Below are 14861 nucleotides of genomic sequence, written 5' to 3'. Positions count from 1 at the left end.
TAACTAACTCTCAGTTATATGCACGCCAGGTGTTTTTTAATTCTTGCTAAAAACCTGATGATTGCCAGTTAATCTTTTGAAGGAGGCCGTAACGGATAACGTAGCGGTCTCTTTTTTTACCTCTTCCGGATAATTCTTCCCTGACTATCCGCTAGCACGAAGTCTGAAGGCCCCTCCAGAATATCTTCCATTACCCGTCCAGGGTTATCCCAACAGTATCTGCTCAGCTGGCTTCTCAGATCAGTGCAGACAGTACGCCATTTGTACGGTTTTTCCTTTGTCCCTGTGAGATACAGAGTATTCCGCACAAAAGGTTCTCATCCTGCCTCACCTGTTTACAGTCTCTAAAACATAACTTTTTAAAACCACCCTGAAAAAGTATTAAATCAATTGAGTGACGCATTATCGTTAACAAAAAATAAAATCATAACCATCTGTTTTAATTGGATAAATGTTATTTGAGCTTGTTTTGGGTGAACGCGATATAAATTCCCCCTATAGTCCTTCTGCCCAATCAGGTTAAGTGGATTTGTGGTGAAGTGAGTGTAGTCACCTATAAAGGCCAGGAACATTAGGGCAGGAAAATACTTTTTTATATGAAAGTAGAAAATCACAAAGGAGAAATTAGGTGAAATTAAATATTTTAGCACTGGTCGTTGCTGCCGGTTTTATGTCTAATGCATTTGCTGTTGCTACTGAAGCAGGTAAAGGTCAGATCAAATTCACAGGTTCAATCATTGAAGCGCCTTGTTCAATTACCCCAGGCACCTCTAACCAGAACATTGAGTTGGGTCAGGTTTCTGCAACTGCTTTGAAAGATGGTGGGAAATCAACTCCTGTTACTTTCCAAATCGACCTTGAGAAATGTGATATAGCTGGTATTACAAAAGGCGTAACCGCAACCTTTACTGGTCCAGCATCAGCAAGTAATACAGACCTGCTGGGTATTACTGGTTCTGCGAAAGGTGCAAGTATCGTTCTGACCGATGGCGCGGGCACTCCAATTAAGTTTGGTACTCCTACTTCTCCACAACTGATTATGGGCGGAAGCAATACCTTAGCATTCTCTGCTTATCTTCAGGGTGATACCGATCCGACTGCTGTTATTACCCCAGGTGAATTCACCTCTATCGCTAACTACGCGCTTGCTTACGAATAATAATTCAGATAAGTAACTTTAATACAGGCACGTTAAGTATTTACTTTTCGTGTCTGCTTAAAGCGAGAATAAATCGTGAAAAAAACCATATTCTTTCTACTTTTATGTCTCGACCTTATTTTTATTAATCCTGTTGTTGGCAAAGATGCTGGCCATGGAAGATTGAATATGCGTGGCAGCATTATCGAAAGCGCCTGCACTATTGATATGAACAGCTTAAATCAAACTGTAGATTTAGGTGTGATCACAGTCGGCGAATTAGAGAGAAATGGGCGTAGTACGAGCGTTCCATTTAGCATCAATTTGATTAACTGCACGTTGGAAAAGTTAAACCCAAACGCAAGCAATTGGCGGTATTTTGAAATTACATTTGATGGAGAAAATCACAATGGTCTCTTCATTAATAAAGGCTCAAGTCAGGGCGTAGGTGTCGCCCTTTCTGATGAAAAATTCAAACCTTCCTTACCCGGGATTCCATTATCTCAACACTTACTAAGCGAGGGTGGAATCAGTATTAAGTACTATTTAGCCTTGACGCACGATGCTGGAATAATAAAAGCAGGCGATTTTAATACGTCTATAAAATACAAGATAGATTATTTTTAATTGATGGTGGCAAGGATGTCAAAAAAAATACTAAAATTATCAAAAAGTGGAATCGCATGCATAGTTGTGCTTGCCTTTTTGGGGCAGATTAACGTGTATGCGGCTGAAGAAACTCAGTTTAACACTGACATCCTTGATACGAATGATAAAAAAAATCTTGATCTTTCGGTATTCGCTGTCGCTGGTTATATCATGCCGGGCGTCTATCGCATGGCTGTTATTCTGAATCAGAAGAAAATCACAGACTTAGATACGCTTTATTATTCGACTCCTGAAGATGAAAAATCCAGCTTTCCTTGCTTAACGAAAGAGCTTGTCGCACAACTTGGTTTAAAGGAAGGATATCTTAGTAATCTCAAGTGGCAACCAGGGAGCAACAAAGATGAGGTTTGTCTTGTTATTCCTGCTGATGATGGCTGGAAAATAACCTCTGAACTGCCAACTTCAACATTAAACCTGAGCATCCCTCAGGCTTTCTTAGAATACACGGCACCGAACTGGGATCCACCTTCACGCTGGGATAATGGCGTATTTGGTGCATTGTTCGATTATAATACAAATTTCACTACTATACGTCCACGCCATAGTAGTCAGAATAACAGCATGAGTGGAAACGGGACTGCAGGTGTTAACTTTGGCCCTTGGCGCGCTCGGGCAGACTGGCAGGCTCAGATAGATAATAAATCTGCTGGAAGTAGCCATAGCAACCGTTTTGACTGGACAAGATATTATATTTATCGCCCGATAAAAAGTTTGAAGGCACGTTTATCTCTTGGTGAAAACTTCGTGAACTCCGATATTTTTGATAGTTTTCGGTTTACCGGAGTCTCATTGCGCAGTGACGATAGTATGTTGCCACCTAATCTGCGCGGGTATGCGCCTGAAATTACCGGTGTTGCCAAGACAAACGCTAAGGTCACCGTCAGGCAACAAGGGGCGGTACTCTATCAGACTCAGGTCGCGCCTGGTCCATTTAAGATCCAAGATCTTAACGATGCCGTAAACGGTCAGCTTGACGTTGAAGTAGAAGAGCAAGATGGTTCAAACCAGAAGTTCAGCGTACAAACATCAGATATTCCTTATCTGACGCGGCCGGGAACGTTGCGTTATATGGTATCGGCCGGGCGTCCTACTGATTTTCGTCATCGCAGCCAGGGGCCTTTATTCTCAATGGGAGAGTTTTCGTGGGGTGTGGCTAATGGCTGGTCACTTTACGGAGGAAACACGGTTAATAATGATTATCAGGCTTTAGCGGTCGGTATCGGTCGCGATCTGATGTTATTTGGTGCTTTATCTTTGGATGCAACGCATTCTCGTGCAAAGCTTCCGCAAACTGAGACTTTGCAGGGTAACTCCTATCGGTTGAGTTATTCAAAGCGTTTTGATGAGTTTAATAGTCAGGTAACTTTTGCCGGATATCGCTTCTCAGAGCGAGACTATTTAAGTATGGCCGATTATCTGAATGCAAGACAGTCCGATTATCGTCGTGCAGGCACAAAAGAAATGTATACTGTGAGCTTTAATCAGCAATTTACAGGTATTGGCGCCAGCCTATTTGTAGATTACAACCACCGTACCTATTGGAATAGCTCAGTGGATGATCGCTATAATATTGCATTGGCGAAATATCTTGATATTGCTAACGTGAAAAACATTAATATTTCCGTCAACGCATATCGCAGTAAATTTAATAACTCAAATGATGATGGTGTTTATTTATCCCTGTCAGTTCCCTGGGGAGATCATGGTTCAATCGGCTTAAACAGCTCCCGTTACAAAGGGGGGAGTAGCAATCAAGTGAGCTATTTCTCAACGCTTAATGATTTCGATAGCTACCAGATCAGCGTTGGTAAAAATGGCGCTCAAAACGCCGCCAGCGGTTTTTATAGTCATGCGGGCGATAATGTACAAGTGAATGCCAATGCCAGCTATCAGGAGTTAGGATTTACTTCTGCGGGGATCGGGTTACAAGGTGGACTGACGGCTACGATGAAAGGTGGTGCACTACACCGTATTAACACTCCTGGCTCTGCACGAGTCATGGTTGATACCGATGGGGTGAGTGATGTTCCGGTGCGCGGTTTTGGTGCCGTGGCGCGCTCAAATATATTTGGCAAAGCCGTCGTGTCGGATGTAAACAACTATTATAGAAATCAACTGAGTATCGACGTTAATAAGCTGAGTGATAATGCCGAAGCCATAAATACCGTAGAGCAGATAACGTTAACGGAAGGTGCTATAGGTTATCGTCATTTTAGTATTGTTCAGGGTGAAAAAGCGCTTATATACATTAGGTTGCCTGATGGGTCTTCCCCACCCTTTGGTGCAACAGTGCTGAATAAAGATAACAGAGAAGTAGGAATTGTGAATGATGATGGCAGCGTTTACTTAAGTGGTATCCAGGCTTCAGCCATTATGCAATTGCGTTGGAATGGTGCTGAACAATGTCAGATTTCATTCCCAACAAATCTCGTTAATGAAAAATTGCAAAACATTCTTTTACCCTGTATTTTTTTGAATGAAAAAAAATCAAATTAATTTATTACGGAGTTCTTTAATGAAATTTCTAAAAAACGGACTTTTTTCCACCGTGACTATTTTGGGCCTTTTCACCGCACATACGGTAAGTGCCGCGATCGCATTAGACCGCACAAGAGTCATATTTAATGGTGATGACAAATCGGTCAGCCTTAATGTCAGCAATGAGAATACAAAATTACCTTATTTAGTTCAGGCATGGATAGAAGATAGTAAGGGTAATAAAATTAATGGCCCTCTTACTATCGTGCCTCCTCTGCAACGCGTAGAACCAGGCTCTAAAAGTCAGATAAAATTACAGTCTTTGCCGGCTATTGATAGTCTGCCTAAAGATCGTGAATCATTATTTTATTTCAATATGAGAGAAATTCCGCCACGCAGCGACAAACCAAATACGTTGCAAATTGCATTGCAAACAAAAATTAAACTCTTTTACCGGCCAGCAGAAATTGTTCAGCCTGAAACATCAAGGTCTGCACCCTGGCAGGAAAGTGTCGTAATGGTTCGTGAAGGGCAACGCTATAAGTTAACTAACCCAACACCCTATTATGTGACGTTTGTCGATGCTGGAAGCACTGTTAGTAACAGTGAGAGTGAATTCCGCCCGTTAATGCTGGCACCTCTTTCATCAGATTACCTTAACGTCAGCGCTAGCAAGTTAGGGGCATCGCCAGTACTGACATATGTCAATGACTATGGCGGTCATCCCAAACTTGTTTTCCACTGCGAGGGCTCAAGCTGTAAAGCGACGCCTGTAAAAGAGTAAGCACCATCATTAGGTTGGAAGGTCACATGCTAAAAATCGCTGCTCGTGTAAGCTTACTTCTCATGGCAATAAATTTCGCTCATGCGCAAACGAACCTGCCTGGTCAATGGAACGGAGATGGCGTATCAGGAAAAATTCAAGTTCGGGGAGTACTGACCGAAGGCGCCTGTAGATTAGATCTACATTCGTCTTATCAGGAAATCGATCTTGGAACGCTGTCGGCTGCGCATTTCCAGCACGTTGGGGATCCTGGCATACCCGTACCCTTTAGTTTGATGCTCAGGGACTGCATAAGTGCTGGTACCCTGAATCGCGATGATTGGACGGGTAATAAAGTGATAGACCGTCATCAGCCCTCAGTGACCTTCTCGTTTTTAGCCCCTGCGGTTACATCAAATCCCGGGCTGGTCGCTGTGACTGGGGCTTCTGGAATAGGTCTGGCAATAAAAGATGAAAATAATAAACCTGTCAGGCTCGGTTTCAGGGGAGTACCACTGCTAGTTACACCAAAGCAGGACGCCCTTAATTTCACTATTACACCGGTGAGAACAGCGGCACCGCTTGGTGCCGGTGCATTTCGTGCCAGCCTCTTTTTCTATATGAGGTATGACTAAGAATATGAAATCTATGATTCGGCTCACCGTAATTTATCAGGTCTTCGCCCTGATCCTCGGATACAGCACTTTTTCGCGGGCTGTCCCTGCCCCGCAAAGTATTACCGTGAATATTCAGGGAAGAATTTTGGAACCTGCGCCCTGCGTCATTGCGGGTACTGGAGATAAAGGTGTTATCTCGGTTGATTTTGGCAACAATGTCATGATAAACCACATTGATGGCATTCAGTACCGAATGCCTGTGAGTTACGACATAAATTGCTCAGCACAATATACCAATTCGATGATGATAAGAGTCGTAGGAACAGTCGCAGGGTTTGGAGACGGTAATCTGCAGACCACCGTTACCGATCTGGGGATAGCCTTAACCGATGGCACAACTGCTTTTCCGGTGAATTCGTTCCTTAACTTTAACTATCCCGTCTTACCTCAGCTTTACGCTACTTTGGTAAAACGACCAGGGGTAACACTCAAAGGACAAGTTTTTTCCGCGACAGCGATCATGCAGGTATATTATCAATGATTAATATATGGCGGCAGATACTTATAAGCGCATTAGTTGGTTTTACCGTGTCTAATACCTATGCAGTTGACATGGTATTTAAAGGGACGCTGATTGAACCCCCTCCTTGTGTAGTTAACGGCGGGCAAGATATTAACGTTTCATTTGATAAGGTCGGCATTAATAAAATCGATGGTGACAGTTATCGTAAGGAAATTAATTTCATATTAGACTGTATAGATTCTCCGCCTTGGACCATGAGTATGACATTATCGTCTAGTTCGGTTGCTTCTTTTTCGTCTGGGACAATTCAGAGCACGATTAACGGACTTGGCATAAAGATTTATAGTGATGGAAAACCCATTGTATTTTCTCAGCCCATTTTAATTGATCCCGCGCGTAGGCCAAAGCTTGAAGCGGTTCCGCTGAGCGAAAGTGGTGTGACTCTCTCCGAGGGGAAGTTTACTGCATCTGCAACGTTAACCGTACAGTATCAGTAGAAATATTAGGAAGATGAATCAATGAATGTTGGACTATTCAGAAATTTGATACTGAGTTTCATATTTATTTCATCTGGCGGGTATGCGGCGGAAAATCTTAAATTCTCCGGGGAACTGGTTAGACAGCCTTGCGTACTTTCACCGGGTGATGAAAGCATACCTTTGGACTTTGGTGAAATCATCGATAAATATCTTTATACTCACGAAAGGGTGAAGAGCCAGACGATTACTATTCATTTGCAGAATTGTGATACATCGCTGGCAAAAATGATTCGTGTTTCTTTTACCGGAGCAGGAAATGACGCTCTACCAGGTTATTTGTCGGTGAGTTCCGGTGATATAAATTCAGGATTGGCCATTGGCCTTGAAAATACGAAAAACGGCGAGCCGATAAATATTAACAATGGCACAAATATGAGCATTGAAATAAATCCCGGCACTATGGATATAAACTTTAATGCCTTCGTCCGTGGTGAGCCTAAAGCTATAGTCAATAAGACAATCAGCCGTGGTGTTTTTAATGCGATACTCAACTTTAGTTTGATTTATGAATAACTTTTACTTTGTTAAATAATGATTACGGCCACGGAATTTTCAGGAAGAACAATGGAAATGCCTATTCAGGAGTATTTTGATCATGATAAATAAAATTATAAATATGGGACGTTTTTGTTTAATCCCATTCCTTCTTGTTTTATCTCCGGTAAGTTTGGCTGAAACAGTTTACATTGGTCGTATTTTTGTGACTTCACCAGATAGTGCAGGTATGATGACTATTCGTGCAATCGAATGGACTGCTGCCGCACCACCTAGTGTTATACGCGCCTGTACCCCAAACAAAGACCCCGCTCTTGAAACATGTATGGTGGAAATGTCTTGCATGGTAAAAAACTTTGTAGACTCTTCAGGAGAGGTCTTGGGGCAAGAATATAAAATGACCAAGGCGGGTTTGAGGAATATTTTATACGCTTATGTTGGTAATAAAATGTCGTATATAGGTTGTTTTAGAAAGAGCAGCGGGGGACGTTATACATTTGTCCGTACCCCCTCTTTGTTTGTGGGTGCATTACCCATAACAGGTGGGAAAAATACCGATATAGATCTGTATTTGTTTGATGCGATTGATATGATAGATCCAACACCTAATCTGAGCTGTAAGGCCACGAGCACAAATGCGACAATAGATTTTGGAGAAATCCTCTATAATTCTGTCAATGGATCAACAAAGAGTGCCACGATAGATATTAGTTGTACTAATGGCGATGGCTTTGCGCACGTTTCTTCCGTTAGTTATGATAATAGCACAGGTGTTTTACTCAGGCCGGACGGTTCTCTTAGCGCTTTGATGGAATTTAATGATGTGCCAGCAGATGTGCCATCCAGCTATTATATTGAGAATAATACCTCACGCAGTCTGGTGATCAAGGCAACCTTACGCTCCACCAACGCTCTTAAAGGTGGACTTTTCAGCGGTTCGCTGGTTGTTAATATCACTTATGATTGATATCCGAAATATTAAAGCATGAAAGGCTGACAGATTATCCAACGTCTATGCTTATCAATTTCGGAGGTTCCTGGAGTAAAGCCAAGAGTCCGGTCGGCTTCATTGTCCGCTAGCCTTTCCGAGCTTTATTAGTAAGGGGCTACAATGGTTTTTAACTCAGCCAGCTGAAATATTTCAGAAAAATTGAGCCACACTTTTACGTTGCTGCAGGCAGATTTTATTGTCTGCTCAGCAGCCATTTTGCTGGAACAATAAACCTGCTTGTTGCAGTTGCGGCAAGCCGGGTATTCATTAAAACGCGACGCACACTGGCGCATCGACACGCATCACAGAGTCTTGGCTAAACTGTTGTTTATAGCGGGTGCGCAGCGCCTCAATGTTTTGCTCACTGGCCGTATCAGGGCTATGGATCAACATCAACGCCTTGCTGTTTTCCCGCGCCAGCTTGCCATCGTTCCCCAACCATTGCCCTTTGGCATCAAATACCGATAACCCATCTTTAAAACGCGGGGTTACCTGCTGATCGACAAAGGTCTGCCATTCAACCGCCGTAATTACCGGCCCTGCCGGGCGATTCAAGCCAAAATAGAGCGTGGTCTGGGTCATCGGCTCGCCGATGCTGCACGTTGCTTCCGGTTTAAACGGTGATGCCTTTTGCACTGGCGCTACGCAACCGCTCAACAGCAAGGTTATGGCGACGGTGGCCGCCAATATCGGGGTGTTTTTCATCTCGCTTTCATATTCCTTAAATAATTACCAACAGATACTAGCGATAAATTTCTAATGCGTTGTAAAAATCACAAGTAGCACTAGAGACTAGCAGTAAGCAAAAATAACCCATTTAACATTAGTTAAAGTAATTCGAAAGTAACACCAGCAAAAAAACTCAGTGGTGCGTTGCCACCAGGCTCGTTACCCTCCGGCGTTGACACTTTTGCCCTCCGACCCTGTGAATCCACTATGTTACTGAGCATTCTTTATATTATCGGCATCACCGCAGAAGCCATGACCGGCGCGTTAGCCGCAGGCCGCCGCCAAATGGATTTGTTTGGCGTGATTTTTATCGCCTCCGCTACCGCCATTGGCGGGGGCTCGGTGCGAGATATGCTGCTTGGGCACTTCCCACTGAGCTGGGTAAAACACCCTGAGTATATTGTTATCATAGCCATAGCGGCAATTATCACCACCTGGATGGCTCCGCTGATGCGCCACCTGCGCCATCTGTTCCTGGTGTTGGACGCCATTGGGCTGATTGTTTTCTCGATCATCGGCGCGCAGGTGGCTCTGGATATGGGCCATGCTCCACTGATCGCAGCCATTGCCGCCGTGATCACCGGCGTTTTCGGCGGCGTACTGCGCGATATGTTCTGCAACCGTATCCCGCTGGTTTTCCAGAAGGAAATCTATGCAGGTATCGCCTTTGCCGCTGCCTGGCTGTATATCGGCCTGCAATACCTTAACTTGCCGCATAACATGGTAATTATTATTACCCTGGTTGCAGGCCTCAGTGCTCGCCTGATCGCACTGCGCTTTCGCCTTGGCTTGCCCGTGTTTAACTATCAGCATCCCGACCATTAATTCGCGAACGCATCGCCAAGCGGTTCGGCACGATCGGGAACCGTTTCAAAGCCGCTAATATGGTGCTGCTGCAAGGTTTGAACCAGTGCCAGAAAGGTAGGGTGTTGCAAAAATTCCTGCACTTTTCTGGCTTTTTGCGCACCCATACCAGCAAGCTCCTGCCACTGTGCCAACGTCATCTGCTGTAGCTGTGACCAATTTTGCAACGTGGCCGACTGCAATGGCGAAATGGGTACGCCGAGGGCGATCGGCCAACGCTCGAAAGGCTGCCGCCGCGCCAGACGAAATTGTTGGTAAAGGACCTGTGCACGCTTTGCCCCCAAGCTGGGCACCGCGCTGAGCTGTTCGGGAGTTAACTCCAACCAATCCAGCAGGTTATTCACCAATCCCTGATCGACCAGCACCTGCCAACCAGCTTTATTCAACCCGCTAATGTTCAGCCCATTGGAACTGCTCAACCAAACCAGCCGCGCCAGAAACTGCTGGCGGCATCTGGGCTGCAAGGTAAAGCAACTCAGCGCATGATAATCCTCCGGTTTTGGCGCAATGGGTGTTGCCCTGGTAACCTCACGCCAGACCACCTGTTTCAAATGCGGAATGCCATGCCCCATCAGGCTAATCGCAATATGATCGCCAGGTACGATGTCCCCTTTTTGCCACAGAGCTAGCGAGCCCACGTTAACTCGCCGGATCCATTTATCGTCCATACGCACCGGATCCAGGCGGAGCATCACGGCAATTTTGCCGGTACGGCCTATGGCAAACTCAACATCCGTGACTCTGGCCACTTGCTGGACCGGGGGATATTTCCAGGCAGCCGCCCAGTCATTGGGTTTAGCCTGCCAGTAGCGCCCCTGAGGTTCTTGCCCTTGGTGGATCACCACGCCATCGGTGACAAACGGCAAAGGGCCGCTGTACCAAGCTGCCCGCCACTGCTCCACCTCCGCCAACGTGGTGACCGGCTGTGAATATTGCTGCGGCAGCGTAAACCCCATGGCGGCAAGCTGTTGCACGCGTTCGTCCATGGTTGGCGGGCCATCGGGCCACGCCCAGACGAACAGGCCAAGCTGCTCAAGTTGCGCAGTGCGCGGATTACGCATCATCATCCCGGCAACCTTGGAGCGGGCGTTGATGCCCCCTTGGGTTTGCTGGTGATGATCGTTCACCATCAGGAACAGCTCCCCTTGCAGTACCAAATTGGCCGTAACCTCCGGTAAAACGTTGGGGATAGCGGGGATCGCCTTGACCTTTTCCAGCCAGTTTTCACCCTTTTGCCCGTCCCCCCGGCTAATGGCGTTCACCAATACGCCTTGCCGGTAAACCAAAGTGACCGCCACACCATCAACCTTGGGTTGCACCCACAGATCGTGACGGCCCTGCATCCATTGTTCTACGGCACGAGAGTTGCGCAGTTTACGCAATCCGGTATGCGCCACCGGATGCGGTACTTTGCCCACTGGCAGTGGCCGCGTATCCTCTTCCACCGCACCGACACAACGCCGCCAGTCTTGCAGTTGCTGTAGCAGGCTGTCGTAGAGCTCATCATCAATCGGGCTGTTACCCAGGCGATAATAAGCCTCATCCCAGCGCCCCAGTTGATCATCCAGCGCCGTAATTTCCACCTGCATGCGCTCTGGCGACCACGCCGGACAGCTTGCCCATGCCGAGCTACACAGAACTCCAATCACCACCAACGCCCGATAAATACCTCTCCACATTGAGCACCTCCTTGCTTCCCGGCAGTAAATACTCAATCGCCTTTGCTGGCTAACGCCAAAAAACGGAGGTGCTAAACACTTCCCAAAAGGAATGTGCATTTGCTGAAAACGGCAAAAATTTCCAGATCCGCCGCGCAAATTGACTTTTTCACGCTGTTTTTAGCAGAAAGCGGCGGCCAAAATGCGAGCTAACGCTGCATACCGCCCGTTAGCCGTGTATACTGTGCGGAGAATTTACACATCCGCTGTAACTGACTTATCAACCGCTAGCAACGAACATCATCATGGCTCAAGGCACGCTTTATATTGTCTCTGCTCCAAGTGGCGCAGGGAAATCAAGTCTGATTCAGGCTTTGTTAAAGACGCAACCGCTGTACGATACGCAGGTTTCGGTTTCACACACCACGCGCGATAGCCGCCCGGGTGAAAATCACGGCGAACACTACTTTTTCGTCTCCAAAGACGAATTCCGCCGTATGATTGAGCAGGATGCGTTTCTTGAGCACGCAGAAGTGTTCGGCAACTATTACGGCACGTCCCGCGCGGCCATCGAGCAGGTACTGTCGACCGGCGTTGACGTCTTCCTGGATATCGACTGGCAGGGCGCACAGCAGATCCGTGCCAAAATGCCCCAGGCGCGCAGCATCTTTATTCTGCCGCCGTCGAAGGAAGAGCTTGGCCGCCGCCTGCGTGGCCGTGGGCAAGATGCGGATGACGTGATCGCCAAGCGCATGGCGCAGGCCGTCGCGGAGATGACGCATTTCGCGGAGTATGATTATTTAATCGTGAATGACGATTTCGATTTGGCCCTGTCCGATCTGAAGACCATTATTCGCGCCGAACGCTTGCGTTTGGGCCGTCAAATGCTGCGGCATGATGCTTTAATCAGCAAACTATTGGCAGACTGAAGACAGTTTCAGTATTATGCCCAGTCTTTTCGTCACCTGTGGAGTAGCACAAATATGGCACGCGTAACTGTTCAAGACGCTGTAGAGAAAATTGGTAACCGTTTTGACCTGGTGTTGGTCGCTGCTCGTCGGGCACGTCAAATCCAGACCGGTGGTAAGGATGCACTGGTACCTGAAGAGAATGATAAGTACACCGTTATCGCTCTGCGCGAAATCGAAGAAGGCCTGATCAACAGCCAGATCCTCGATGTTCGTGAGCGCCAGGAGCAGCAAGAGCAGGAAGCCGCAGAGATCCAGGCGGTTACCGCGATTGCTGAAGGTCGTCGTTAATTAGACTGTGAGTCTGCCTTGTACCTGTTTGAAAGCCTGAATCTGCTGATTCAACGTTACTTGCCTGAGGAGCAGATTAAGCGCCTCAAACAGGCATACCTCGTCGCACGTGATGCTCACGAGGGACAGACACGCTCCAGTGGTGAGCCCTACATTACTCACCCGGTTGCCGTGGCCTGTATTCTGGCGGAAATGCGTCTCGATCATGAGACGCTGATGGCAGCCCTGCTGCACGACGTCATCGAAGACACCCCGGCCACCTATCAGGATATGGAACAACTGTTTGGCAAAAGCGTTGCCGAACTGGTTGAGGGCGTATCCAAGCTAGACAAATTAAAATTCCAGGATAAGAAAGAAGCGCAGGCGGAGAACTTCCGCAAGATGATCATGGCGATGGTGCAGGATATCCGCGTCGTGCTGATCAAGCTGGCGGACCGCACCCACAATATGCGAACGCTTGGCTCACTGCGCCCGGACAAACGGCGGCGTATCGCCCGTGAAACCCTGGAAATCTATAGCCCACTGGCCCACCGCCTGGGTATTCATCATCTGAAAACCGAGCTGGAAGAGCTGGGTTTTGAAGCGCTTTACCCGAACCGCTACCGCGTCATCAAAGAAGTGGTGAAAGCCGCGCGCGGTAACCGTAAGGAGATGATCCAGAAAATCCTCTCCGAGATCGAAGGGCGTTTGACCGAAGCGGGTATCCCCTGCCGCGTCAGCGGGCGGGAAAAGCACCTCTATTCCATCTACTGCAAGATGCACCTGAAAGAACAGCGCTTCCATTCCATCATGGATATTTACGCGTTCCGGGTGATCGTCAAAGAAGTGGATACCTGCTACCGGGTGCTAGGCCAGGCACACAGCCTGTATAAACCGCGCCCGGGCCGGGTAAAAGATTATATCGCCATTCCCAAGGCCAACGGCTATCAATCGCTGCATACCTCACTGATCGGCCCGCATGGCGTGCCGGTTGAGGTACAGATCCGTACCGAAGATATGGATCAGATGGCCGAAATGGGGGTCGCCGCGCACTGGGCCTATAAAGAAAAGGAACAGGGCGAAACCGGCGGCACTACCGCACAGATCCGCGCCCAGCGCTGGATGCAGAGCCTGTTGGAGCTGCAACAAAGCGCCGGTAGCTCGTTTGAATTTATTGAAAGCGTAAAATCCGATCTGTTCCCCGATGAGATTTACGTTTTCACCCCGGAAGGCCGTATTGTCGAGCTGCCTGCCGGTGCTACACCGGTCGACTTTGCCTACGCCGTGCATACCGATATCGGCCACGCCTGCGTTGGCGCACGTGTCGATCGCCAGCCGCATCCGCTATCACAAGCTTTAGCCAGTGGCCAGACGGTAGAGATCATCACCGCTCCGGGTGCCCGGCCAAATGCCGCCTGGCTGAACTTTGTGGTGAGCTCCAAAGCCCGCGCCAAAATCCGCCAGATGTTGAAAAACCTCAAGCGCGATGATTCCGTCAGCCTGGGCCGCCGTTTGCTAAACCATGCACTCGGGGGCAGCCGCAAACTTTCGGAAGTGCCGCCAGAGAATATCCAGCATGAACTGGACCGCATGAAGCTGGCCACGCTGGACGATCTGCTGGCAGAAATCGGCCTCGGTAACGCCATGAGCGTGGTTGTCGCGAAGAACCTGCAGGGCGATCAGTCTAGCCTGGGCTCGTCGAACGGCGTGCGCAACCTGGCCATCAAAGGCGCCGATGGCGTCCTGATCACCTTTGCCAAGTGCTGCCGCCCTATCCCAGGCGACCCGATTATTGCCCACGTCAGCCCGGGCAAAGGCCTGGTGGTTCATCATGAATCCTGTCGTAATATCCGCGGCTACCAGAAAGAGCCAGAGAAATTCATGGCGGTCGAGTGGGATATGGAAACCGAGCAGGAGTTCATTGCGGAAATCAAAGTGGACATGTTCAACCATCAGGGTGCGTTGGCCAACCTCACGGCGGCGATCAACGCGGCCGAGTCGAATATTCAGAGCCTGAATACCGAAGAGAAAGATGGCCGGGTCTACAGCGCCTTTATCCGCCTGACTACCCGCGATCGCATCCACCTGGCAAATATTATGCGTAAGATCCGTATCATGCCGGATGTGATTAAAGTTAACCGTAACCGAAACTAGCGCCT

General features: G+C 47.8%; 15 protein-coding genes. 13 read left to right on the top strand and 2 right to left on the bottom strand.

What is annotated here, in order from left to right; genetic code table 11:
• Window positions 1-628: 628 nt before the first annotated feature.
• The 9 genes from IMQ33_RS08225 to IMQ33_RS08185 all read left to right on the top strand — a co-directional run bounded on the left by IMQ33_RS08225 (window position 629) and on the right by IMQ33_RS08185 (window position 8189).
• A complete protein-coding gene (locus IMQ33_RS08225; protein WP_196061722.1) occupies window positions 629-1159 on the top strand; it encodes a fimbrial protein in 531 nt (176 codons plus the stop codon).
• 75 nt (window positions 1160-1234) lie between these two features.
• On the top strand, window positions 1235-1765 hold the full coding sequence (locus tag IMQ33_RS08220; RefSeq protein ID WP_196061721.1) for a fimbrial protein: 531 nt from the start codon (window positions 1235-1237) through the stop codon (window positions 1763-1765).
• A gap of 15 nt (window positions 1766-1780) precedes the next feature.
• Window positions 1781-4303, top strand: coding sequence for an outer membrane usher protein (locus IMQ33_RS08215; RefSeq protein WP_230326669.1), 2523 nt, complete (start codon window positions 1781-1783; stop codon window positions 4301-4303).
• Between the two features lie 19 nt (window positions 4304-4322).
• Complete coding sequence (locus IMQ33_RS08210; protein ID WP_186580539.1) at window positions 4323-5069, top strand: fimbria/pilus periplasmic chaperone; 747 nt, start codon at window positions 4323-4325, stop codon at window positions 5067-5069.
• 26 nt (window positions 5070-5095) lie between these two features.
• Window positions 5096-5683: a fimbrial protein gene (locus IMQ33_RS08205; RefSeq protein ID WP_024527844.1), complete on the top strand. Its 588-nt coding sequence runs from the start codon at window positions 5096-5098 to the stop codon at window positions 5681-5683.
• 4 nt (window positions 5684-5687) lie between these two features.
• Complete coding sequence (locus tag IMQ33_RS08200; RefSeq protein ID WP_196061719.1) at window positions 5688-6206, top strand: fimbrial protein; 519 nt, start codon at window positions 5688-5690, stop codon at window positions 6204-6206.
• On the top strand, window positions 6203-6685 hold the full coding sequence (locus tag IMQ33_RS08195) for a fimbrial protein (protein ID WP_186580538.1): 483 nt from the start codon (window positions 6203-6205) through the stop codon (window positions 6683-6685). Before IMQ33_RS08200 ends, IMQ33_RS08195 begins: the two co-directional genes overlap by 4 nt.
• Before the next feature lie 21 nt (window positions 6686-6706).
• Complete coding sequence (locus tag IMQ33_RS08190; protein WP_196061718.1) at window positions 6707-7240, top strand: fimbrial protein; 534 nt, start codon at window positions 6707-6709, stop codon at window positions 7238-7240.
• 82 nt (window positions 7241-7322) lie between these two features.
• Window positions 7323-8189 carry a hypothetical protein gene (locus IMQ33_RS08185; protein WP_186580534.1) on the top strand — a complete coding sequence of 289 codons (867 nt, stop codon included), beginning with the start codon at window positions 7323-7325 and terminating at the stop codon, window positions 8187-8189.
• A gap of 291 nt (window positions 8190-8480) precedes the next feature.
• On the opposite strand, the gene IMQ33_RS08180 is transcribed toward IMQ33_RS08185, so the two are convergent.
• Complete coding sequence (locus IMQ33_RS08180; RefSeq protein ID WP_098929389.1) at window positions 8481-8918, bottom strand: DUF3574 domain-containing protein; 438 nt, start codon at window positions 8916-8918, stop codon at window positions 8481-8483.
• Window positions 8919-9149: 231 nt separating this feature from the next.
• Between IMQ33_RS08180 and IMQ33_RS08175 the strand changes: the two genes are divergently transcribed.
• Window positions 9150-9767 (top strand): trimeric intracellular cation channel family protein, encoded by a 618-nt coding sequence (locus IMQ33_RS08175; RefSeq protein WP_024527839.1) that lies wholly within the window; start codon window positions 9150-9152, stop codon window positions 9765-9767.
• Here IMQ33_RS08175 and ligB read toward each other — a convergent pair.
• Complete coding sequence (ligB, locus tag IMQ33_RS08170) at window positions 9764-11485, bottom strand: NAD-dependent DNA ligase LigB (protein WP_196061717.1); 1722 nt, start codon at window positions 11483-11485, stop codon at window positions 9764-9766. The genes IMQ33_RS08175 and ligB overlap by 4 nt on opposite strands.
• Before the next feature lie 284 nt (window positions 11486-11769).
• Here ligB and gmk point away from each other — a divergent pair, with 284 nt between their 5' ends.
• The 3 genes from gmk to spoT are packed head-to-tail and all read left to right on the top strand — an operon-like array spanning window position 11770 to window position 14856.
• Window positions 11770-12393: a guanylate kinase gene (gene gmk, locus IMQ33_RS08165; protein ID WP_024482944.1), complete on the top strand. Its 624-nt coding sequence runs from the start codon at window positions 11770-11772 to the stop codon at window positions 12391-12393.
• Between the two features lie 54 nt (window positions 12394-12447).
• Window positions 12448-12723 carry a DNA-directed RNA polymerase subunit omega gene (gene rpoZ, locus IMQ33_RS08160; RefSeq protein WP_024482945.1) on the top strand — a complete coding sequence of 92 codons (276 nt, stop codon included), beginning with the start codon at window positions 12448-12450 and terminating at the stop codon, window positions 12721-12723.
• A gap of 18 nt (window positions 12724-12741) precedes the next feature.
• On the top strand, window positions 12742-14856 hold the full coding sequence (spoT, locus tag IMQ33_RS08155; RefSeq protein WP_024482946.1) for a bifunctional GTP diphosphokinase/guanosine-3',5'-bis pyrophosphate 3'-pyrophosphohydrolase: 2115 nt from the start codon (window positions 12742-12744) through the stop codon (window positions 14854-14856).
• Window positions 14857-14861: the final 5 nt, after the last annotated feature.

It is taken from the genome of Serratia sp. Res13-Sevr-LER1-36-b, assembly GCF_015673035.1.
GTDB classification, from domain to species: domain Bacteria; phylum Pseudomonadota; class Gammaproteobacteria; order Enterobacterales; family Enterobacteriaceae; genus Chania; species Chania fonticola_C.
The sequence above is the reverse complement of the archived record's forward strand: the minus strand, read 5'-3'. Positions and strand labels throughout refer to the sequence as shown.

Coding starts and splice junctions, on each gene's coding strand:
- IMQ33_RS08195 (WP_186580538.1), top strand. CDS start 6,203: ATGATTAATATATGGCGGCAGATACTTATAAGCGCATTAGTTGGTTTT.
- IMQ33_RS08215 (WP_230326669.1), top strand. CDS start 1,781: ATGTCAAAAAAAATACTAAAATTATCAAAAAGTGGAATCGCATGCATA.
- IMQ33_RS08180 (WP_098929389.1), bottom strand. CDS start 8,918: ATGAAAAACACCCCGATATTGGCGGCCACCGTCGCCATAACCTTGCTG.
- IMQ33_RS08185 (WP_186580534.1), top strand. CDS start 7,323: ATGATAAATAAAATTATAAATATGGGACGTTTTTGTTTAATCCCATTC.
- rpoZ (WP_024482945.1), top strand. CDS start 12,448: ATGGCACGCGTAACTGTTCAAGACGCTGTAGAGAAAATTGGTAACCGT.
- ligB (WP_196061717.1), bottom strand. CDS start 11,485: ATGTGGAGAGGTATTTATCGGGCGTTGGTGGTGATTGGAGTTCTGTGT.
- gmk (WP_024482944.1), top strand. CDS start 11,770: ATGGCTCAAGGCACGCTTTATATTGTCTCTGCTCCAAGTGGCGCAGGG.
- IMQ33_RS08200 (WP_196061719.1), top strand. CDS start 5,688: ATGAAATCTATGATTCGGCTCACCGTAATTTATCAGGTCTTCGCCCTG.
- IMQ33_RS08205 (WP_024527844.1), top strand. CDS start 5,096: ATGCTAAAAATCGCTGCTCGTGTAAGCTTACTTCTCATGGCAATAAAT.
- IMQ33_RS08210 (WP_186580539.1), top strand. CDS start 4,323: ATGAAATTTCTAAAAAACGGACTTTTTTCCACCGTGACTATTTTGGGC.
- IMQ33_RS08190 (WP_196061718.1), top strand. CDS start 6,707: ATGAATGTTGGACTATTCAGAAATTTGATACTGAGTTTCATATTTATT.
- IMQ33_RS08175 (WP_024527839.1), top strand. CDS start 9,150: ATGTTACTGAGCATTCTTTATATTATCGGCATCACCGCAGAAGCCATG.